The organism is Flagellimonas abyssi (assembly GCF_019457905.1).
In the GTDB taxonomy this organism is placed as follows: domain Bacteria; phylum Bacteroidota; class Bacteroidia; order Flavobacteriales; family Flavobacteriaceae; genus Flagellimonas; species Flagellimonas abyssi.
Genome location: NZ_JAHZSV010000002.1, coordinates 20,487 through 41,089 on the forward strand (window position 1 = coordinate 20,487; position 20,603 = coordinate 41,089).

A 20,603-nucleotide genomic window follows, 5' to 3' on the forward strand; every position below is an offset into this window, starting at 1 on the left:
ACTATTCTAAATCGAAGAAATCCCTTAAAAACTAGGGATTTGCTGCATACGACATGGCTTAATAGTTGTAAATCAGGACGATAATTTGGGCTCCAACCATAACCAGCCCAGCGATAAAAGAAGTATGAGATAGAACCAAAACGGAGTTATGGCTTGAAGTTCCTTTTTTGAGACCGACTTTAAATCATCAAAAGTGCTGCTTGACCCGAATTTTTGATGATTGGCATTCCTTAATTCGGATTGATGGATGTTTTGAAGTTGACCGTCATCATACACAAAATAGAACCATGGCGAAATGGAGTCATTGGCAACCTGAAGCTGGTTCCATCCCGTTTTTCTAGGGTAAACCGTACCCGTAAATTTACCCGGTATCAAAATATCTTGAAGCAATGGGATTCTAGCACCTTCTTCCGTGGTAACCTCGACATCCGTTAGCAATGTTTGTAATTCAAACTCAAAGGGCTCATCCAGTTTGGGAATTTGGGTAAGCGACCTCCACACTACCGCAGTTTCCTGCTCCCGTGCAATAGTGTTGAGTATCTTGGTCCAGATTCGGGCATAAAGTGTTTCCTTGCCATCCAAAATCAATTGATACGTATTCTGGAGCAAGGTTGTACCGATTTTCCCTTTTTGAATTGGTAAGTAGGCCGCCACGACAACGGAATCCATCAAAATCTCTTGGGTGCGCAAGTTTTGTTGGAATGCGTAAGGATATTTTGGCAAGGTATGCACGGGCTGACCCAATGCGATTTCGGTCACATAATCCCGATTGAACCTAAATGGCGATTGCCTTTCTGAAAGCCTGAACAAACCTTCGTCGGCCTGAATAAAAATTCCAAGACCTTCCGAAGCAGAAATCTCTTCCATCGCTTCTTTTGAGGCACGTCCCAAACTGGTGTACGAATCCGTATCGATAATCAATAGGTCGTAATCCTTCAAGTTTTCAGAAGTGAAACCATAAATGGTGCCAGATGCCCCATTGAAATACTCAAACTTGTATTTGCCCTTAGTCAGTTGGATCCGTGCCAAAACTTCATGCCCTTTTTCGGTTAAGAAGTTTTTGAGGTATTTCGTCTCAAAAGTTGGAAATGTATTGACCATTAGAATTTTTAAGGGTCTTCCCTCCTTTACCTGAATAGGTACCGGCTCATTGGATAGAACTTCACCATCTCCATTTTTTTCCAAAAGATGGTATACAAATTGGCCACTTGCTTTCGGCTCTGCGCTGAGCGTTACCATCTGAGCATTTGTTTCTTCAAAAAACACCGAATCCAAAGGATTTTCGGTATTATCAGCTAAAATGGCCCAATGACCTGCTTTGGGCTTCGCGTATTTGGCCCTTATTTCCAAAGGTTCACCTAAAATCATTTCGTTATTTCTGGAAATCACGATCCACCCTTCCATCTCATCACTCCCTAAAAAAGCAACGGATTTATTCTCTACCTGCCAAAAATCAAATGGTTCCAATCCATGTCCCAACAGAAAAATGGAATCCACCTCCGTTAAAAGGGACAACGTACGCCCTTTTGAATATTCTTCGGTTTTGATACGTTTGTAGATGGATTTTAAACTATCCAGCTGGGAAGAGCGATACCCATCCGTCAATACAATTCCCTTTCCTCGCACGGAATCTTGATAGGTACTTGGTTTGAGGACAATCAGCATCAATGAAACTATAGCCAAAAAAGCGGCTACCAACTTAAGCCAAAACCTACCCTCCGCGCGTTGGGACCATTCCTTCCAGACAAAAACTGCCATCAGGACCAGTCCTACGATGATCACGGGCCAAAAAAGATTCTGGTTCAAAAACACCACACCATCATTCATAAACGCCCAGTTCTTTTAAGTACAACAAATTGATCTCACTATCATATCTGGTCCTTTTCATGGGAACGTCCTCCATTTGGGGCAAAACCGACAACAGATTTTTCTGTACTTCCATATAGTTTTTCTTGGACCTGTTGGCGGCCTTTTCCAAATCGCGTAGTCCTTGCAACACCTTAATATATTTTAAGGGTTGCGAAATGGCCTTTTGTGCCAGTTCGTTTCCTGCATCAACAAAAAGAGCACTATCCATGGCATCAAATGGTTTTTTATCTTGGATGAGAGCTTCCAAACGGGATATGGCTTCCCTTGTGGATGCAAAAGATTTTTGATACTCGAATTCCTGTCGCTTATCATAATTGGTGATGTCTTCAACATCGCCGCTCAACCTATTTTCTTCTTTGATGGGTGGAGGGTCAAAACCAATACGGTGGACATAAATACGCGCACTGTTTTTAATTTCTTGTATGATTGCCAGGGCATCGTACTGGAACGGCAACGATTTTTCGGGCTCATATAGTCGCAGATGAAGTTCTGCATCCCACATAATGTTCAAGGCATCCCGAAGCTTTGCTTTCAAGGATTTCTCGAACAAGGTGGATTCTTCCGGGTCGGAATGGTTGTGCAGATAATCGTGTAGTGGGTCTTCATCTTCTTCCTGTCTCTCATTTTCATGGTCATGTTCTTCCACTAAATTGTGCTCGTTTTCGCTATCGTGTTTGTGGCTGTACTCATCCAGCAAATCCTCTTCTCCGTCTTCAGTACCGTGTTCCGCTTCGCCCTGCTCATGGGAAACTGCTCCGGCCGCCGCTTGCATTTCGGTCTCGTCCCCCATAAACTGACCGTATTTTAATCGCAGCTGTTTCTGGTCAAACCCCAGTTCGTTGCTCCTAAACTTAAAGTCTTTTTCAGAAATATTGGGTTTATCGGCAATAAGTTTTTCGGTATCGATAATTAATTGGCGCTGGCTCCTAAAATAGTCGGGCATCAAATCCACCCCCAAGTTGCCTTCTACTGCGAACATATCGGTAACCGTATCCCGGATTACCGCAAAATAGGTCTCGCTGCGCGCAACGTTTGGCGAAGGTATTTTTTGGTCCAATGCCTCCACATAAAAATAGAGCTCATCACCAGGGTCCATTTTTAGGGCGGCCAAATCCAAAGGTTGCTTTAATTCCATTTGTTTGTTACCCTTTGGAATGGTTTTGGTAAAGCGAATGGTCTCTTCCCTAAACTTTACGGATTCCCCAGAGCCTTTGCTCACTGTGGCTATAATGTAGGCATCATCAATCCCAAAATCATCGGAAATGTTGGCATTGAGCATCAATCGTTTGTCGTCATCAAACTCAAAATAGCTGTAACTATCCAATCCTTCAATCTGTACCATGGGAGGTTCATCCTTCACCATTTCCAAGGAATATAGATCACTTACATAATTGTTCCCTTCGGAATCTTTAAATGTAAAACTGTAAAATCCAGAAGCTTGCAAATTTTTGGTCAATCGGTATAATCCATCAATTTTAGCAAAATCTATAAGTTCGCCCATTAAATCCAGCTGCACTCCTTGAACATCTCCATCAAATTCCAAGTTCCATTGAATACTGGAACCTTGCACCGCTTTAATATTGGGGTCGGATGTGTTCAATGCTGATTTTCCAGTGTAACTTGGATATCGAACCGTAATTTTGGTTCCTGTCAACTCTGGAATTTCAATTGATGTTGACAAGCTATCCTTTGGTGAAAACGTGATTTGCTCTTTTGTTGATTTATTTCCGTCCAATGAATTCCCAACTTTTGAAAATACAAACCTTCCCGCAAGCCCCAAAAGAATCAAGGCAAACATAATAAGGGTTGCTTTCAACAAGTTCTGAGGCGGTCTCAATTGCGACAAAATAGGTTCCAATTGCGAGGCAACACGATATTGCTGTAATTTGGACAAATCCGATAGCTCGTTGGAGGGCGACAATAAAAGTCCGCTACTAAATCCCGCTTGGGGCAAATGGGCATCAATGTAGCTCACGGCATTCTCTTGACTTATGCTCCACGGTCTCAAAACAAAAACGGCTATAGCGGCAGATACAATAAAACCTATAACTCCATAAATAAGATGATGGGTCAATAAGTAGACAAGGCCACCAAATCCAATTGCGTACAGAAGCGCCTCCATGTATTTGGATTGCTGCCATCGCTTTTGAAATCGTTCTATGGATGCTGCTCCCATCATTGTTTTTTATAGTTTGATAACACCCGTTCCACAATCATCAGCACGGCAAGGATTCCAAAAACCCAGAGAGAAATATCCAAAAAGGACGCTCTTTCCCTTTTTCGCTTAGGTTCCACGTAATTCGGTCTGAGTTGTGACTCATCCAATTGACGCATATCGGCACTCGCCAATAAATTCTTAACATCCTCATCCAAATCCAATATTTCCAACAATTGCTCCGGTAAACGCTGTTCCACCGTATTTTTTGGGTTCAGCCTTGATATTAGATAAAATACATTTTTCTCCTTCCCGGATTCAATCAATTCCTCGGACAACGGATTTTCTTGATACACCAACCGTTTACCCTCCTGTTTACTGTTGGGTTCTTTTCCTAAAAGAATATTCAGATCAGCTTGATCATGCATCGATTCGACCTCTCGGTGAGTACTAATTTCCCATTTCAAAAATGTAGATAATGCCCTGAGCGATGCTTTGATATAATTTGCTTCCCGTTCAAACTCTTCTTCCACGAACATATTAATGTGAAGCGTGTCCAACTTTGTTAAAGGAACTATTTGAGGTTCATCGGAAAATAAAAGCAGACTATCGCCATTGGTGGTGAGTTCAAAACCATCTACTATACGTTCATGGTTTATTTTGGTCGCAACACTATTGCTTGAAGTCGTCACCAAATCCACTTTGGAATCCCAATGAAAAGCCATTACGGGACGGGTCTGGGTTTCTTCCGAATCCATAACCACCCAATGGATTTTCTTTTGGGTATTGGGTCGCATCGACCGAAAGCCTTTTTGCAATGCCTTGGTGAAGACCACAATACTATCGGAGCGTAAAGAATCCATTTTTTGCACCAATTGCCAATAGTTGGGCTGTTCCTTGTGCATTTGATAATCCCCGTCAGCTTCCCAATCTGGAAAACCATTTGCTAACAGGAAAACCGGAGAATTCTCTTGTAAACTATCTAATATTTGGCTGATGGATGCATCGTTGGCAAGAGAAGCCTCCACAAGGTATGTGACTTGCTTCCTATCTCCTTTGGTTGGCCATTGGGGACCCGCCATCAACAATGCGATAAGCGCTACCATCAACATCCGGAGCAATAACAACAGCCACTCGTTCAATTGAATGTTGCTGAACTGCCTTGAATTGGATTCATCCAAAAGTTGGATACTCCCAATTTTAATGGTTTTGGCTTCCTTTTTACTCCACAAATGGATGGCCAAGGGAACCAAAACTCCCAAAAGTGCCCACAGATATGACGGATTTGCAAAAACCATTTATACCAATCGTATTCGTTCCTTTAAAAAGAGCTGTAAGGCGTCGCCGAGGTCGTTGTCCATCCGAAACAAATGATAGTGCACTCCTTGAGACAGCAATTGCTCTTTGGTCTGTTCTATTTTTTCTTCCAAAGACTTTAAATAGACCGCTTTGGCCTTGTTAACGTCCACTTTAACCTTGGCCCCAGTTTCCAAATCTTCAAAAGTGACCGATTTTTTGTAATCAAAATCCATTTCGGCACCCGACATAATTTGAAGCACCACCACTTCATTGTGTGCCGTTTTCAAGTTTTTCACAAAGTCAGACAGCTCGGAAACATCCTCGTACATATCGGTCAGGAAAAATACCAGTTCCTTTTCTCCCCTGTTGTGAATCCTTCGGGAAGCAATGGAAAGTTGCGGCCATTTGCCTTTGGTGGAGATGTTCAACAATTCCAAAAGCAAACGGTTGAAGTGTTTTTGGTCAGCTTTTGGGTAAATGCTTACAAAATCATCTTCATTTAATGCAAAAAGGCCTACCGAGTCACCTTGTTTTTGTGCCATATGGGACAAGCAAGCAACCACAACGCGGGCAAACTCCAATTTGGAAATCCCATGCTCTTCGTGCTCCATGGAAGCGCTGGCATCCACTATAAATTTTATGGTAACATGACTTTCCACTTCGGATTGTTTGATGTAGTACCGACCCGACCGGGCCAACATTTTCCAATCCAGTAGCCGAAGGTCGTCCCCAGGTTCGTATCCTCTGTATTGACTGAATTCCATGCCAGGGCCTACGCTCTTGCTCCGGTGCAGACCGGAGGTATAGCCTTCCACCACAATACGCGAAATCAGACTAAGGCCCGATACGGTGTTGATGACTTCAGGTTTTAAAAGGTCGTGGTAGTCCCTTGAGGCCATTATCTATCCTTTAATTGAACTGCCTTCAATATCTCTTTTGTGACCGTGTCTGAGGTTATTCCTTCGGCCTCCGCCCTAAAGTTTACGAGCACCCTGTGCCGCAATACGGGCAAGGCAACGGTTTGCAGATCTTCCAAAGTCACTGCCAAACGGCCTTCCAAAAGTGCATTGGCCTTGGCGGTCAATATCATGGCCTGTCCTGCACGCGGGCCTGCACCCCAGTCCACCCATTGTTTTACATAGTCCACTTTGGATGTATCTGGGCGGGTAGCCCTTATGACATCGCTTACATATTGGATGAGTCCATCACTGATGGAAACCTCTCGTACCAACTGCTGCAATCTCACAATATCTTCTCCCGACAATACTTTGTTCAGTTGGGCTTTTTTGGTTCCCGTAGTGGCCTTTAAAATTTGGGTCTCTTCTTGGTCTGTAGGGTAGCCTATTTTGATGTAGAGCAAAAATCTATCCTGCTGAGCTTCTGGCAAAACAAAGGTTCCCGATTGTTCAATGGGGTTTTGGGTCGCCAAGATGAAAAAAGGTTTATCCAAAGGATAGGTTTTGTCCCCATAGGTCACCTCAAACTCTTGCATGGCTTCCAAAAGGGCTGCCTGCGTTTTAGGGGGGGTACGATTGATTTCATCCGCCAAAATGATATTGGAAAAGATGGGTCCCTTATTGAATTTGAAGAATTTCTTGCCCGTGGTGTGGTCCTCCTCCAGAATTTCGGTACCAATAATGTCCGATGGCATTAAATCGGGCGTAAATTGTATCCTTTTGAACTTTAAATCGATGGCATTGGAAAGTGTACGAATCATTAAGGTCTTGGCCAATCCCGGAACTCCTTCGAGCAAGGCGTGCCCACCTGCAAGAAACGTAATGAGCAGTTGTGAAACTGTATCCTCTTGGCCAATGATTACTTTGCCAATTTCTTTTTTAAGGGCGGTCAGCTTTTCGGAGAGCCCTTCTACTTCACTTGCAATTTGTTGTAATTCTTTATCCAAATTAGTATTCTTAAGAGGTTAAAGCATATAACACAATATTCACCCCGAATCGGGTATTGTCAATTTTGTACCAGCGTTTGTTTCTAAAATCGTAATCCCATTCGCAACCATAATCCTTATTGCTGTAGAGCACCCCAATTCTTCCATCGATCACAATGGCCTTGAGGTATTCGTGTACGAGGTCGTCTCCCCAGCCGTTCAGCTCTTGGGATGTTGTGGGCGGACCATCATCAAACTCAAAGAAAATGGTGTAGATTTCGTGGTCGTTGGGTATTTTTTTTAATTCTCCTGGCCCGAATATTTCATCCATCTGGCGTTCAAAGGATTTGGCAAAAAGGCCATCAATATCATGGTTACAGTCATCGGCAAAGACAAAACCGCCATTGCGCACATATTTTTCAAAGTTTTCCCGTTCTTTTTTGTTGAACTGTACCAATTTATGCCCAGAGATATAACAGAAAGGACTTTTAAAAATATCATCGCTCGCCAAAGTAATAATCTTCTCTTGGGTATCCACTTTTAAAGTGGTGTACTCGACCAAAGAATTCAACAGATTGGAAGGCATACGCTGGTCTACGTCCCAATCTCCTGATTCATATTGCAATCGTGTAAAAAAGAATTCGTTATCCAATGCCATTTGGGTAGTTGGCTAAAAAATTATTGTCAAAATAAAAACTGGCGATCAAGGATAACCCGACCACCAGTTTGTTTTGATTTTATTGTTTATACCGCGTCCGAAAGACTGGTGAACGTAAAGTCACGAATCTTCATATAGGGAATCAAGTTACCTTCAACACGAACTTGTTGTCCTAGCGATTCCAAATTATTCAGCATAATGATGGGGCTTTCGTTGAACCTAAAGTTCTTGACAGGGAACTTGATTTGACCGTTTTCAATATAAAAAGTTCCGTCCCTGGTCAAACCAGTGTACAATAAGGTTTGTGGGTCTACACTTCGGATGTACCAAAAACGGGTTACCAAAATACCTTTTTTGGTTCCTTTGATCATATCTTCCAAGCTTTCGTCGCCGCCTTCCATAATAGCGTTACTGGGGAATGGAACGGGTTCCACACCTTTTTGTTCGGCCCAATAACGGTCATATGCCAAATTTTTCACGACACCGTTTTCAATCCAACTGGTTTTCTTAAGTGGTTGTCCAGCGCCGTTCCATGTAGCCGTGGGCACATCGGGATTCAAAGGATCTGACCAAATATTGACTCTTTCATCCACTATTTTTTGACCGAGTTTGGTTCCTCCATCTTTAGCGGACATAAAACTTCTTCCTTCATCGGCAGATCTTGCATCGAAAGAACGGAACATGTTTTGCAACAGACCAATCGATGCTGCTGGCTCCAAAATCACTGTATATTTTCCCGGTTCAATGGCACGTGCTTCTCTGGACATTACTGCTTTGTCTATCGCTACTTTTGATGCTTCGGAAGCATCAAACTTATCGATATCGTTATAATCTCTTGTCACCCAACCAGAACCAGTACCATCGTTGGTACGCATGGTCACCGTAAAGTCTACACCTGTAGACTGGTTGTAGGCAAACAGTCCATTGGAATTGATCATTGCTGAAAATTGTGCCGAATCGTCCAAGAAACCTGCTGCAGTAACATCCTGCTCAGCTGCCGGCACAATACTTTTACTGGCCACTTCCGCCCTGTACTCTGGTGTAACATTGGCGGTTGACTCTTTATAGGTGATGGCCTCATCATAGGTCTGTGGTCCCAAAGGCGGCATAAATTCTGGGTTTTCAGGAGATAGCTGGGCCAACTCTTCAGCTCTCTTAACTACCTTTTCCAGTGATGCATCATCAAACTCATCAATGGTAGCGGTTCCCACTTTTTTACCAAAGCTGGATTGTACCACCAAACTTTGTGTAGATCTATATCCTGCGGTGGACACGGTATTTCTAGCATATCGGATATTACCGCTATTACTTCCACTTAGGTTTATTTCGCAGGCATCGGCCTTGGAGAAACTCAAGGCTTTCTCCAAAATCTTTTTTGCTTCTTCTTTAGTATATATAGCCATTGTCTTATTATTTAATTTGAATAAACCTTAAATGGTCCTACCTGTATTGATTACGTTGATTCCGTTAAATCTTGATGTGGAACTACCATGTGAAACGGCACTTACCTGGGACGGCTGTCCTTTGCCATCAAAGAAAGAACCGAACAATCTGTAGTCGTCCTTATCACATATTTTAGCACAGGAATTCCAGAATTCTTGGGTATTGGATTGATAGGCCACATCCTCTAGCATGCCCACAATCTCACCATTCTTTATTTCATAAAACAAGGTTCCCCCAAATTGGAAGTTGTAACGTTGTTGGTCAATGGAGTAAGAACCTCGACCCAAGATGTAGATTCCTTTTTCCACATCTTTGATCATATCCTGCAAGGAATATTTTTCCTTCCCAGGCTCCAATGAAACGTTTGGCATTCGTTGGAACTGCACATCTTCCCAACTTTGGGCATAGCAGCATCCGTGCGATTCGTTTTGGTCGATCATATGAACTTGATCTCGGATGGCTTGGTAATTCACCAAGGTTCCGTTTCTGATCAGATCCCATTTCTTGGTTTTTACGCCTTCATCATCATAACCAACGGCACCTAAAGAACCTTCTTGGGTTTTATCGGCTACAATGTTCACGATATCGCTACCGTAGTTAAAGTCCTTGGACTCCCATTTGTCCAATGTGGCAAAACTGGTTCCTGCGTAGTTGGCCTCGTAACCCAATACACGGTCCAATTCCAATGGGTGCCCCACAGACTCGTGGATAGTTAATCCAAGATGGTTGGGTTCCAGTACCAAATCATATTTACCGGCCTCTACGGATTTTGCGGATAGCTTTTCCTTGGCCTGTTTTGCGGCCATGGTAGCATCTTCAACAATATCGTAGCTTCTATTGTATAGTTTGATACCTTCCGGACCTTGAAGTTTTTCAGATTCCAGACCGTCCATATATTCGTAGCCCATGCCCATTGGAGCACTCAAGGCCTGACGGCTTCTGAACTTACCTTCTGCACGATCGATTGCGGTAACATTAAAGGTCGGCCAAATTCGATGCACGTCCTGATCAATGTAAGAACCGTCGGTAGAGGCAAAATACTTTTGTTCGTTCACCATAAAAAGGGCGGAATTCACAAAATTGGCGCCATTTTCCATAGCGGCAGCGTTTGCACTCAAAAGCAAATCTACTTTTTCGGAGATAGGCACTTCTTTAAAGTCCTTTTTTATTGGTGTTTTCCAAGATACCTCTCCATGTCCTTGAACCGGTGCCAGAACAACGGGTTCTTTTTGAATCTTTGAGTTGGCCTTGGCAATGGAAACCGCATGTTGTGTAGCCTTTTTGATTCCATCCTCGGTCACATCATTGGTGGATGAAAAACCCCATGTACCATTGGCGATAACACGGATTCCAATACCAAATGATTCAGTATTCACCACATTTTGGACTTTATCCTCACGGGTAAAAACATACTGGTTCAGATATCTTCCAATTCTGGCATCTGCATAGGTGGCCCCCATGGACTTTGCCGTATTCAGGGCGACATCCGCCATTTTCTTTTTAAGGACGGTGTCCATACCTGGTTCGAGCAATGCCTCCGCAGGGATGTCATTTCCCAGAAGAAGCGAGGGCATCATCATAGCCCCTGCACCCATACCAGCGTACTGTACAAAATCTCTTCTTTTCATTTTGATTAGTTATTTGATTTATTTTGAGTTATTAATAGGTAAGAACATTTTTTATAAGATGATGGGGTCAAGTCCATGCGTTTTAAAATTAAACAGCGTACCCGTAGCTTTATGTTAATTTTAACCTAAAATCCTTGAACAACAGTCTACAGGCCCCAAACGACTAACCATTATTACGAATACCTTAAAATCTGACATTGTTTATTCATGACTATACAACCAAATGAACAAGCTAGGTACAAGATTCATCTAACAATGGCATTGACCATTGTATCTGTATTGATTTTCCATATTTTGTTACAGCACATTCCAAATTGATTAGAATGTTTCGATAATCTTATCTTTGAAACAAACGTGGATTATATGGACCACATGCTCATACCTATCCTCATTGCACTCTACATTCTGGTTGCACTGACCATGGTCGTAAGCTTATTATTAAATGGAGTGAGACCCAGCAAGACCTTGGCTTGGCTGTTGGCCATCTTTACCATCCCCGTAGCAGGTGTCCTGCTCTATATTCTGTTCGGCAGAAATAGGAGAAGGTCCAAGATGTTTTCCTTGAAAAATCAGTTTAATCCCATTAAACCATTGGAAAACGCAAATTGTGATCCCCAAATCTCTGACGATAAGCTCAAAATAACCCATTTGATCAACAAGACAACCCATTGCGGCATAACTTGCCATAACGATCTAGAGTTGTTGAAGGATGGAAAAATCACCTTTGAAAGCATCTTTGAAGCCATCGAAGGGGCAAAAGAGCACATTCACTTACAATATTACATTTTTGAAGATGGCGAACTGGCCGATAAACTTCTAGATGTTTTTGAAAGGAAGGTGGCCAATAACGTTACCATAAGATTACTCTACGATGGTATCGGCAGTTATTCACTTAGTAAAAAATACCTCAAAAAACTCAAGGATATCGGTGTTGAAACAGCACAATTCCTTCCCTTTAAGTTTGGAAGGTTTCTGGCTTCATTAAACTATCGGAACCATAGGAAAATAATCGTGATCGACAATAAAATAGGGTTTACGGGAGGCATCAATATTTCGGACAAGTATCTTAAGGGTGACCAAGCATTGGGAAAATGGCACGATACCCATTTAAAAATAGAAGGTGAGGCCGTTGACTTTTTGAACCGATTATTTATCACGGACTGGTTTTTGGCCAGTGGCAAAAAAGTGGATGCTTCCAATTTTAAAATCCATGCGATCCATAAGCGTAAAACTTCACTACAAATTGTACCCAGTGGCCCGGACGACGATTTTGATGTAATGGAACAGGTCTATTTTTCTATTATCAATAGCTCTCAAAAATACCTCTACATCGTAAATCCGTACATAATTCCTAACCATGCCATATTGCAGGCACTCATGACGGCAGCTTTGAGTGGTGTAGATGTGAGGATTTTAATGTCGACCACCACCGATATCAAATTGGTAGACTGGTGCGTTAGGGCCTATTTTGAGTCATACTTAAAAGCGGGCATTAAAATATATTTATATGCAGATGGCTTTTTGCACAGTAAGGTGATGTTGTGCGACGATGAGATTGCCAGCATAGGAACGGCAAACTTGGACAATAGGAGTCTGCAGCAAAATTATGAAGCACAAGTGTTTGTTTATGACAGTGACTTATGCAAAAGAATGAAATCAGATTTTTTAAAGGATTGTGAAAAATCTTTGATTTTGAACGATTACAACAAATACAAGGAAAGGCCTTGGATTCAAAAATTGATTCAGGGCTTTGCCAAATTATTGAGTCCGCTACTATAAGGTCACCGTTTCAAAACCCAGTTCATTTTTACAGATTTTCCCTTCTTCCCAACAGTCCAAATTATACATTGTGGTCTCGGCAATCCTCAACAAGGCCTCTTTGGTGGCAAATGCTTGGTGTGGGGTTAGAATCACGTTGGGCATTTCTATTAGTTGCTTTAGGAGGTCATCGGTAATGCCCGTTTTTCTGTTATTCTTATAGAAAACACCTCTTTCATGCTCGTATACATCGGTGGCGTACCCTCCAAGGTGTCCTCCTTTCAGCACCTCAACAAGGTCTTCTGTTTTTACAATGCCACCGCGCGCCGTATTGATCAACAGCGCTCCTTCCTTCATGGCCAAGAACATGGGTTCATGTAGTATATGGTGGGTTTCGTAGTTCAACGGTACATTGATGGTGATAATGTCTGACAGTCTGCACAATTTCTCCAAAGGAAGGTATTCCAAATCATAATGGTTTTCCAGATAAGGATTACGATGCAGGTCATGTGCCACAACTTTGCATCCAAAGGCATGGAATATTTTCACTAAAATAGAGCCGATTCTACCCGTTCCAAAAATACCGACTGTTTTTCCGTTGAGGTCGAACCCCATTAAATTGTCCAATGTAAAATCGTATTGTTTTACTTGGGCATTTGCCTGAATCAACTTCCGATTCAGTGCCAATGTCAAGGCTATGGTATGTTCAGCAATGGCGTGGGGGGAATATTCCGGCGCATAGGCTACTTTTAGCCCTATACGTTTGGCAGATTTCACACCTATGTTGTTATAGCCCGTTGATCGTAGCGTAATGTACTTGACGCCAAGGTCGTGCAGTATTTCCAGTACTACCAGACTTGCATCATCGTTCGAGAAAATACAAACGGCATCGTAACCTGCGGCCATTACCGCCGTTGTGGAATCCAAGGCCTCGGGCACAAACACCATTTTGTGCTTACCCGCGTTCAATTTCTCCAAGTTTTTTATCTCAAAATCCTTGGCACTGAAAACCAATACTTTCATACGTGTTCTTCATTCAATTTAATTCAACAATCTTTTTTGTTTTCTGTGCTTGATCACTTTTGATATGATATCGAACATGAGGTTCTTGGTATGCCTGTACTTCATAAAGTAATCGGACACATCCATGGACAAATCGTTGTGGGTATCCAGATAGGCTGCTTCCATTTTTTCTTGATTGATATCATCTACCATGATCTGGAGCTGATTTTCATGCAATTGCACCCTTTTGAACAAGTCCACCAAATCCTTTTCGGATTGGTTCAAGGATTGCACCAAGGGCTGTACACTTTTGAACATGTCCGAATCTATAATGTCCAATGTATAATCCTTCACCATGGTATTCAGAAATTTTTGCTCATCTCTGGCAAATTTCAATTCAGAAAACCACTTTTTTGATTCCTCGTGCAACTCCTCTGCACTGAACCATTCTTTAAGCCTCCTTTTGTTTGATTTTGTTTCCATAACGGTAATTTGTACATAGTTACATGTCATGTATCGCCTAATTCAAGGTCAATCAAAAATAGACCACAATCATTTGATGTATAATGATTTAAATCATATCAAGCGATAATTATCTGGATTCTTGCTTTCGACCGCTCTTCCCAAAGGATTCTTTTACCAATGCCTTTATCTGGTTCTCGGTCATACTGTCCGCAGTCTCTTTCTTCTTTACTTTTTCGGCTACACGGGAATGCCTTGTTTTTAGGGCGTCCAAAAACTTATCCGGTGTTTCGGCAGGGCCAAAAATGACTATTTCGTCGGCATCTGAAACTTGCTCGGCTATCTCTTCAAAGTATTTTTTTAATTGGTGTTTCTCCCTTTCAAGATATTTTCTGTCCTGTACCACATCCTGTGGACCCCATTTTGTTTTGGAACGCGCACCTCCTTTGGGGTTAAAAAAGTCAAGTTCCGAGGAAATATTAAAAAAACTTTCCTTGTCATTGTTAAGGACCACTCCTTTGGCTTCTTGCTTATCCATCCATATTCCTACTTGTTTCATACCATCATCTTTTTTAATTATAATTCCTTTTAACATGGGTGTTCTTCTCCCCTAACCAGTATATCGGTTTTGCTAGAAAATACATGGATTCATACTTCTCTGCAATGATTTATATCACTTGATGGAGACTATTTTACTCAAGTAGTGTATGGGAGTACCATAAAAGGCACTTTACTGTACAGACCTATTTTTTTGATGACGGGATCCAAAAAAAGACGCTCCAAAAATGAATGTTTGTTCTTTACCATGACCAGCAATTCAACTGGGTGTTCTTCCTGAAAGGCATTGATGGCCGGTATCAGTTCTTGGTCGGGCAGGTCGTAGAATTCATGGTTATGTTCCAACAGTTTTCCTTCCAATCGTACTTTTTGGTTTACTTGTCCTTCATCAAGTCCTTCTGGTGAGGAAATGTGCAATATATGTAGCTTGGAATGCTCTAGCTTGGAGAATTTGAGCAGAAAATCCAGGTGGGCTTTTTGGTAATCCACTTCATAATCGGTAGGGAACAAGATGTTTCTTGGTGGTTCATACTCAAAATCGTTTGGAATGACCAAAACAGGTACTGCAGATTTTTGGATTACCTGAACCGTATTGGAGCCAAAGAGAATTTCCATAGCACCTGTGGCTCCTTGTGTTCCCATCACAATAAAATCGATACCTTCCTTATGGGAAATGGAATCCATCTCTTCTGCCAGTGTGTTAAAAGCGGCATGGGACACAAAAGTATGCTTGGCGGGATTGGACAGGGGCTTGATTGTTTTTATGGTATCTTCCAGAGCTTCCTCTGCACTATTTCTTTGAACATCCGGTAATCCCAACTGTCCAGGGCTGCCCAGTGTATAATCAACTCGGTAAATGGGCGGTGTGTAGGTATGCACCAAATAAAACCTGCAGGTATGATCTTGCAATAACTTTAAGGCATAAGCAATGGCATGGAACGCATTTTTAGAAAAATCGGTGGGCAATACTACTTTGATCATTACTCAGACTATTTTAAAACCCTAATTATATCAAAGTTACACAAGCTTTCCCAGTCATGGTATGATTTGCATCACATGGTTTCAAAAAATCGGAAGGATAATCTTCCAAACCTTATTCGTGTATCACATAGAAGGGTATTTTTGTATGAAAACTGATTTGTTCCACGATGGAATCGAACAAAACCTGCTGTATAAAATTGATATTCTTGGCCACCATGAACATCATATCAATTTCCCGGCTTTCCACAAAACATTGAATGGCAGACTTCACTTTTTTGTTGGTAATGGTGTGAAAGCTATGACCCTCTTGGAGAGTTTCCTTTACAAAGTCCAAAAGATATTCTTTATTGTTCTTTTGTTCCTCGGTCAGGTGGTCGCCCTCCTGTATTGCATGCAAAATACGAAATTGCGACTTGCCCAGCCTCACCATTTCCATCATGGGTCGAAGGATTTTTAAAGAATAGAAAATGTTCAAGTCTGTGGGAAAGGCAATTTCCCTGGGTTTGGACAATTCAACATCCTCGGGAACCACTAGGGTATTGCATTGAACCTTGGTGATAACATCTCCAGTATGGGTTCCCACTACCTTTTCCTTGATTCCCGATGCTCCCTTGGTCCCCATCACAATAAGGTCGATATTGTTTTCCTGTAGATGCTTTTTGATGGTGGAAATAAAAAACCCATATTCGTGCAAAGGGAAAAAGAAATGATTGGCCTCCAAACTGTGCGCCCTAGTTTCCTTGACCAGATCGGCCAATTCCTTTTTGGTGCTTTCGGTGACCTTATCGGTTTTCGGGTAAAGACCGGCATCGTTTTTAGTATCTAGGAGCGTACCAACATGGAGCAAATAAAAGTTGCATTCCAAAGAGCTGAACAGCATCTGTGCATACTTGAGTGCCCTGATGGAGTTCTGGGAAAAGTCGGTCGGTACCAGAATATTCTTCATTATGTCATAAATTGTGGGCACAAGTTTATCATTCACAAAAAAATAAGGAATGATAAATATCACTTACACTATTTATGGCATTGATTTAATTAATGTACCTGCTCCAGAGCCTCTTTGTCGAGTACCAAAATGTTTCTATTTTCGATGGCAATAAGTCCTTCTTGTTTAAAATCCGACAACGTTCGTATTAAACTCTCCGTTGCAATGCCGGCAACGCCTGCCAAGTCGCTTCGCGTAATTTTTAAGGCCTGTTGCTTATCCCTGTTTATTGCTTTGGAAAACAGCAAAAGCGTTTGCGCCGTTTTTTTTCTCACCGAACTGTATGCCATTTGCAACAACTGCTTTTTTATTTCTGTGAGGTTGCCCGCAATAACATCCATCAATTCCAGAGAAATGCTTTTATTGTCCTCTAAAATGGCCTTGACTTTTTCTTTGGATATACCCGCAAGTTCCACATCATCGATGGCAATGGCATATTCCTGATATGGCAAATGGTCGGTCAATGAAGTAAACCCCAGAAAATCGTCCTCGGCGTATATGGAGGTAATCAATTCCTTTCCTTCTTCATCCAGACTACAACTTTTGACGACGCCTTTTAGGATAAGGAATACCATGTTTGAATGGTCTCCGCTGTTATAGATGACCTCGTCTTTTTTAAAGGAGAGCTGTTCTCCATGATCATCAAAGAAGTTTTTCAGTTCGTTCAAGGTACGTATCTCATCCTCCCTTACTTGTTCTGGTCGTTCTTTGAGCAAGGTATCCATTTGTTTTGCCTTCTCTAAGCGGCACTCAATGGCAGACAAAAGTTCCTCTTCTTCAAATGGTTTTGTCAAATAATCATCGGCACCAAGGTTCATGCCCCTTCTCACATCCTGTTTTTCGGTTTTGGCAGAAACAAAAATAAACGGGATATGGCGTGTGCTTTTGTCTGATGATAATTCTTCCAAGACCCCATATCCGTCCAGTTCGGGCATCATAATATCGCAAAGCACCAAATCGGGAAGTTCCTTTTTTGCCATATCCACAGCTATTCTTCCATTTGATGCCGAACACACATTAAAACCGGACAATTCCAACAATTCTGCTACATTTTCGCGTAGCGAGGTGTCATCTTCAACCAGTAATATTTTTTTCATTTTCCTTGTTATTTATTGGTATGAATAGAGTGAACGTTGAGCCTGTCCCCATTTCACTCTTAAAAGTTACATTTGCGTTTAGGTTGTTCATATGTTGGCGCACAATATTGAGTCCTATTCCCGTCCCTTGAACTGTCAGCACATTGGTGGCCCTAAAATATCTGTCAAAAATAAATGGCTGATCCTCGGGCGGTATACCAAACCCATTATCCACAATATCAATTTTCAGTTGGTCATTTTCTTGGGACACCTTCAATTCAATATCCGAATGCTCAGGAGAATATTTTATGGCATTGTGAACTAAATTGGAGAGTGCCAATCCCATGATTTTTTCATCAAATTCTACCACAATCCCATCGATATCCCTTGGATAATGTATACGCTGGCCCTCTTTTAAGAGCATATTGGCGTCGTACACTACCTCATTTATCAACTTGCTCAGCGGAAAAGAGGTCATGGAATAATTCACCTTACCGAGGTCCAAACGCTCTATGGAAAGGAAATCCGTAAGTATATTATCCAGATACTTTACCTTGGACTTAATGGTGGTAATGTGTTTGTCCCGCTTATCCTGCTGTTCCGATGTGGTATATTTTTTCAAAAGGGATGTTGAGGTCAAAATACTGGAAAGCGGGGTTTTAAACTCATGGGATACCAAGGAAAGGAATTTGGTCTTGAGCTCGTTGAGCTTTTTCTCGGCCTGTAGCGCCTCCCTTAATTGTTGGGTTCTTTCCTCTACGGTATTTTCCAGTTGCTGTGTGTAATTTTTCCTCTCGGTAATGTCCAGAACAATCGCTACACATACCCTTCTTTTCCCAATAAAGGAGAGTTGAAGGTGTACCTCAACCGGATATAGGGAACCGTCCTTTCTTTTATGGATGGTTTCAAAAATCACCTTTTCCTTTCGTCCCGAGAGCAGTGGCGATATCAAACGTTCCAACATTTCCTTGGTGACCTCTGGTTTAATATCCGTTACGGACATCTTTCCCAAATCCTGCATATTGTACCCCAAATTCATTTGGGCACCACGGTTCACATTGATAAAAATAAAAGATTCCGCATCGAACACATAGATTTCGTTCAGTGACTCATCAAAAATCTGGAACCAATAATCTATGGTCTGTTCGGCCTTCTTTTTTTCAGTGATATCCATGATCAGGGCCAAAACGTATTGTTTTTCTTGAATCTTGAACGGGTTAAGACTTATTTCCAATGGAAACTCTTCCCCTCCTTTGCGGATTCCAACCAGGTCCAAGCCTTTTCCCATTTGTCTGGCCTTGCCCTCGCCCATAAATTTATCGGCCAGTTTGCCATGTTTGTGCTTTGCACGTTGTGGAATTAAAATGTTCAAAGGTTTGCCGATAAGCTCTCCCTCCCTATAATCGAACATTTTATTGGCCGCTTTATTGCTCGCAGTAATTTGCTGTTGGGCATTGACAATGACTATGCCCTCGGAGATAACCTCCGAAAACATACCCAATATGTTACTTTCTTCAAATTTTTTCAAAACAATTCCTAAAATTACTGATTTTGATCATGCATTTATGTCAATTGGATCAGTATATTTAATCTTGAGTTAAAAATTAAGAAAATGTTGGAATCTGGAAAAAAACAAGTGAACGAATTATACCAAAACCTAGGAAAACTCTTTTATGCTGTGGCCATGGCAGACCATAGTGTCCATATGAAGGAAATGGAAAAACTGAACGAAGTGGTCCGCGACCATTGGCTCGAGGTTGATGATATTGAAGATGAATATGGAACTGATTCTGCTTTTCAAATTATTTCTGTTTTTGATTGGTTATTGGAATATCAAAAAGACAGTGAAGAGATTTACGAGGAGTTTGAAGCATTCTATATGGAGCAGGAAATTCTGTTCACCCCAAAAATCAAACATTTGGCCATGTCCACTTCAAGAGCGATAGCCGCTGCATTTTATGGAAGCAATAAATCGGAACTTATCTTATTGGGTCGTCTCCAGTTACTCTTCGAAGAATAATTAAATTTTGATGGTCATTACCGGTATCTTGGCGTGATTGGAAACATTCTCGGCCAAGCTTCCAACAACAAAGTGGTCCAATCCTTTGCGGCCATGGGTTGGAATTACCAATAGGTCGGCGCTTCTTTCAAAACAATAACGCAGTATGCCCCGCTCCACGGAATTATCGTCATAAAAATGGATATCGATTTCCTTGCCCAATTCTTTTTTAAAGTTTTCCATTCGTTTGACCACATCATCCCTGCCCATAAAATTGGCGCCGGCACTATGCACATATACCACTTCCAAGGAAGCGTTGTTCAATTGGGCAAATGCCTCGGCTTTGCGATATACCGGAATGGCTTCCTTCTCCAAGTCACAGGCCATCACCATTCGTTTAACATCAAATCCACTGGAGCTTGCCTTGATCACGATAACGGGAAGTTCAGAGGAACGCACCACTTTTTCCGTGTTGGACCCAACAAATAATTCCTTCAATCCACTGGTTCCATGCGACCCCATTACGATCATATCACAGTTTTGCTCAAGGGCCACCTGATTTACTTCTTCAAAGTCCTTATAATTTTGGATAACACCGTCCACAGGAATACCGTTGAGATACTTCTTCTTGGTAAATTCATTGATTTTCTCCTTTGCCAATTTCAAGAAATACTTGGCTTCTGCCTCTTCGCTTACATCGGAATTGGCCAAAACGGAATCGGACATTCCGATCATGTGGAGCAAAACAATTTCGGCCCTATGTTGTTTCGCAATTTTTGATGCTGCTTCAAGGGCGTATTCGGAATGTTTTGAGAAATCGACAGGTACCAATATTTTTTTCATGACAT

18 protein-coding genes are annotated in these 20,603 nt (G+C 41.8%); 2 read left to right on the forward strand and 16 right to left on the reverse strand.

Going from position 1 to position 20,603, the window contains the following annotated elements; all coding sequences use genetic code 11:
- Positions 1-72: 72 nt before the first annotated feature.
- The 8 genes from K1F36_RS02430 to K1F36_RS02465 form a co-directional block, all read right to left on the reverse strand.
- Entirely contained in the window at positions 73-1,827 is a 1,755-nt protein-coding gene (locus tag K1F36_RS02430) for a hypothetical protein (protein ID WP_220112390.1), read from the reverse strand.
- Positions 1,820-4,048, reverse strand: a complete 2,229-nt coding sequence (locus K1F36_RS02435; protein ID WP_220112391.1) for a tryptophan-rich sensory protein — start codon at positions 4,046-4,048, stop codon at positions 1,820-1,822. The genes K1F36_RS02430 and K1F36_RS02435 overlap by 8 nt, the downstream gene beginning before the upstream one ends.
- Positions 4,045-5,322 (reverse strand): BatA domain-containing protein, encoded by a 1,278-nt coding sequence (locus tag K1F36_RS02440; RefSeq protein ID WP_220112392.1) that lies wholly within the window; start codon positions 5,320-5,322, stop codon positions 4,045-4,047. The genes K1F36_RS02435 and K1F36_RS02440 overlap by 4 nt, the downstream gene beginning before the upstream one ends.
- Positions 5,323-6,222 (reverse strand): DUF58 domain-containing protein, encoded by a 900-nt coding sequence (locus tag K1F36_RS02445; protein ID WP_220112393.1) that lies wholly within the window; start codon positions 6,220-6,222, stop codon positions 5,323-5,325. It lies immediately after the preceding gene.
- Complete coding sequence (locus tag K1F36_RS02450; protein WP_220112394.1) at positions 6,222-7,226, reverse strand: AAA family ATPase; 1,005 nt, start codon at positions 7,224-7,226, stop codon at positions 6,222-6,224. Before K1F36_RS02450 ends, K1F36_RS02445 begins: the two co-directional genes overlap by 1 nt.
- Positions 7,227-7,236: 10 nt before the next feature.
- Complete coding sequence (locus K1F36_RS02455) at positions 7,237-7,857, reverse strand: DUF4159 domain-containing protein (protein WP_220112434.1); 621 nt, start codon at positions 7,855-7,857, stop codon at positions 7,237-7,239.
- A 92-nt stretch (positions 7,858-7,949) separates the two neighbouring features.
- On the reverse strand, positions 7,950-9,266 hold the full coding sequence (locus tag K1F36_RS02460) for a TldD/PmbA family protein (protein WP_220112395.1): 1,317 nt from the start codon (positions 9,264-9,266) through the stop codon (positions 7,950-7,952).
- Between the two features lie 27 nt (positions 9,267-9,293).
- Positions 9,294-10,934, reverse strand: coding sequence for a TldD/PmbA family protein (locus K1F36_RS02465; RefSeq protein ID WP_220112396.1), 1,641 nt, complete (start codon positions 10,932-10,934; stop codon positions 9,294-9,296).
- Between the two features lie 372 nt (positions 10,935-11,306).
- Between K1F36_RS02465 and cls the strand changes: the two genes are divergently transcribed.
- Positions 11,307-12,713 carry a cardiolipin synthase gene (cls, locus tag K1F36_RS02470; RefSeq protein WP_220112397.1) on the forward strand — a complete coding sequence of 469 codons (1,407 nt, stop codon included), beginning with the start codon at positions 11,307-11,309 and terminating at the stop codon, positions 12,711-12,713.
- Here the strand turns inward: cls and K1F36_RS02475 are convergent.
- The 7 genes from K1F36_RS02475 to K1F36_RS02505 form a co-directional block, all read right to left on the reverse strand.
- Entirely contained in the window at positions 12,708-13,715 is a 1,008-nt protein-coding gene (locus tag K1F36_RS02475; RefSeq protein ID WP_220112398.1) for a 2-hydroxyacid dehydrogenase, read from the reverse strand. The two genes, cls and K1F36_RS02475, sit on opposite strands and share 6 nt — an antisense overlap.
- 18 nt (positions 13,716-13,733) lie before the next feature.
- Positions 13,734-14,177: a hypothetical protein gene (locus tag K1F36_RS02480; protein WP_220112399.1), complete on the reverse strand. Its 444-nt coding sequence runs from the start codon at positions 14,175-14,177 to the stop codon at positions 13,734-13,736.
- A 109-nt stretch (positions 14,178-14,286) separates the two neighbouring features.
- Positions 14,287-14,715 carry a hypothetical protein gene (locus K1F36_RS02485; protein WP_220112400.1) on the reverse strand — a complete coding sequence of 143 codons (429 nt, stop codon included), beginning with the start codon at positions 14,713-14,715 and terminating at the stop codon, positions 14,287-14,289.
- Between the two features lie 137 nt (positions 14,716-14,852).
- Positions 14,853-15,695 (reverse strand): universal stress protein, encoded by an 843-nt coding sequence (locus K1F36_RS02490; RefSeq protein ID WP_220112401.1) that lies wholly within the window; start codon positions 15,693-15,695, stop codon positions 14,853-14,855.
- Between the two features lie 112 nt (positions 15,696-15,807).
- Positions 15,808-16,641: a universal stress protein gene (locus K1F36_RS02495; protein ID WP_220112402.1), complete on the reverse strand. Its 834-nt coding sequence runs from the start codon at positions 16,639-16,641 to the stop codon at positions 15,808-15,810.
- Between the two features lie 89 nt (positions 16,642-16,730).
- A complete protein-coding gene (locus K1F36_RS02500) occupies positions 16,731-17,777 on the reverse strand; it encodes a response regulator (RefSeq protein WP_220112403.1) in 1,047 nt (348 codons plus the stop codon).
- Positions 17,755-19,284 (reverse strand): sensor histidine kinase, encoded by a 1,530-nt coding sequence (locus K1F36_RS02505; protein WP_313790059.1) that lies wholly within the window; start codon positions 19,282-19,284, stop codon positions 17,755-17,757. The genes K1F36_RS02500 and K1F36_RS02505 overlap by 23 nt, the downstream gene beginning before the upstream one ends.
- 84 nt (positions 19,285-19,368) lie before the next feature.
- Between K1F36_RS02505 and K1F36_RS02510 the strand changes: the two genes are divergently transcribed.
- Complete coding sequence (locus K1F36_RS02510) at positions 19,369-19,776, forward strand: hypothetical protein (RefSeq protein WP_220112404.1); 408 nt, start codon at positions 19,369-19,371, stop codon at positions 19,774-19,776.
- On the opposite strand, the gene K1F36_RS02515 is transcribed toward K1F36_RS02510, so the two are convergent.
- Positions 19,777-20,598: a universal stress protein gene (locus K1F36_RS02515; RefSeq protein WP_220112405.1), complete on the reverse strand. Its 822-nt coding sequence runs from the start codon at positions 20,596-20,598 to the stop codon at positions 19,777-19,779.
- Between the last annotated feature and the right edge of the window lie 5 nt (positions 20,599-20,603).

Bases quoted from the DNA above. Each gene is read 5' to 3' on its own strand.
- K1F36_RS02435 (WP_220112391.1), bottom strand. From the start codon at position 4,048: ATGATGGGAGCAGCATCCATAGAACGATTTCAAAAGCGATGGCAGCAA.
- K1F36_RS02440 (WP_220112392.1), bottom strand. From the start codon at position 5,322: ATGGTTTTTGCAAATCCGTCATATCTGTGGGCACTTTTGGGAGTTTTG.
- K1F36_RS02515 (WP_220112405.1), bottom strand. From the start codon at position 20,598: ATGAAAAAAATATTGGTACCTGTCGATTTCTCAAAACATTCCGAATAC.
- K1F36_RS02460 (WP_220112395.1), bottom strand. From the start codon at position 9,266: ATGGCTATATATACTAAAGAAGAAGCAAAAAAGATTTTGGAGAAAGCC.
- K1F36_RS02475 (WP_220112398.1), bottom strand. From the start codon at position 13,715: ATGAAAGTATTGGTTTTCAGTGCCAAGGATTTTGAGATAAAAAACTTG.
- K1F36_RS02480 (WP_220112399.1), bottom strand. From the start codon at position 14,177: ATGGAAACAAAATCAAACAAAAGGAGGCTTAAAGAATGGTTCAGTGCA.
- K1F36_RS02485 (WP_220112400.1), bottom strand. From the start codon at position 14,715: ATGAAACAAGTAGGAATATGGATGGATAAGCAAGAAGCCAAAGGAGTG.
- K1F36_RS02445 (WP_220112393.1), bottom strand. From the start codon at position 6,222: ATGGCCTCAAGGGACTACCACGACCTTTTAAAACCTGAAGTCATCAAC.
- K1F36_RS02490 (WP_220112401.1), bottom strand. From the start codon at position 15,695: ATGATCAAAGTAGTATTGCCCACCGATTTTTCTAAAAATGCGTTCCAT.
- K1F36_RS02500 (WP_220112403.1), bottom strand. From the start codon at position 17,777: ATGAAAAAAATATTACTGGTTGAAGATGACACCTCGCTACGCGAAAAT.
- cls (WP_220112397.1), top strand. From the start codon at position 11,307: ATGCTCATACCTATCCTCATTGCACTCTACATTCTGGTTGCACTGACC.
- K1F36_RS02465 (WP_220112396.1), bottom strand. From the start codon at position 10,934: ATGAAAAGAAGAGATTTTGTACAGTACGCTGGTATGGGTGCAGGGGCT.
- K1F36_RS02510 (WP_220112404.1), top strand. From the start codon at position 19,369: ATGTTGGAATCTGGAAAAAAACAAGTGAACGAATTATACCAAAACCTA.
- K1F36_RS02430 (WP_220112390.1), bottom strand. From the start codon at position 1,827: ATGAATGATGGTGTGGTGTTTTTGAACCAGAATCTTTTTTGGCCCGTG.
- K1F36_RS02495 (WP_220112402.1), bottom strand. From the start codon at position 16,641: ATGAAGAATATTCTGGTACCGACCGACTTTTCCCAGAACTCCATCAGG.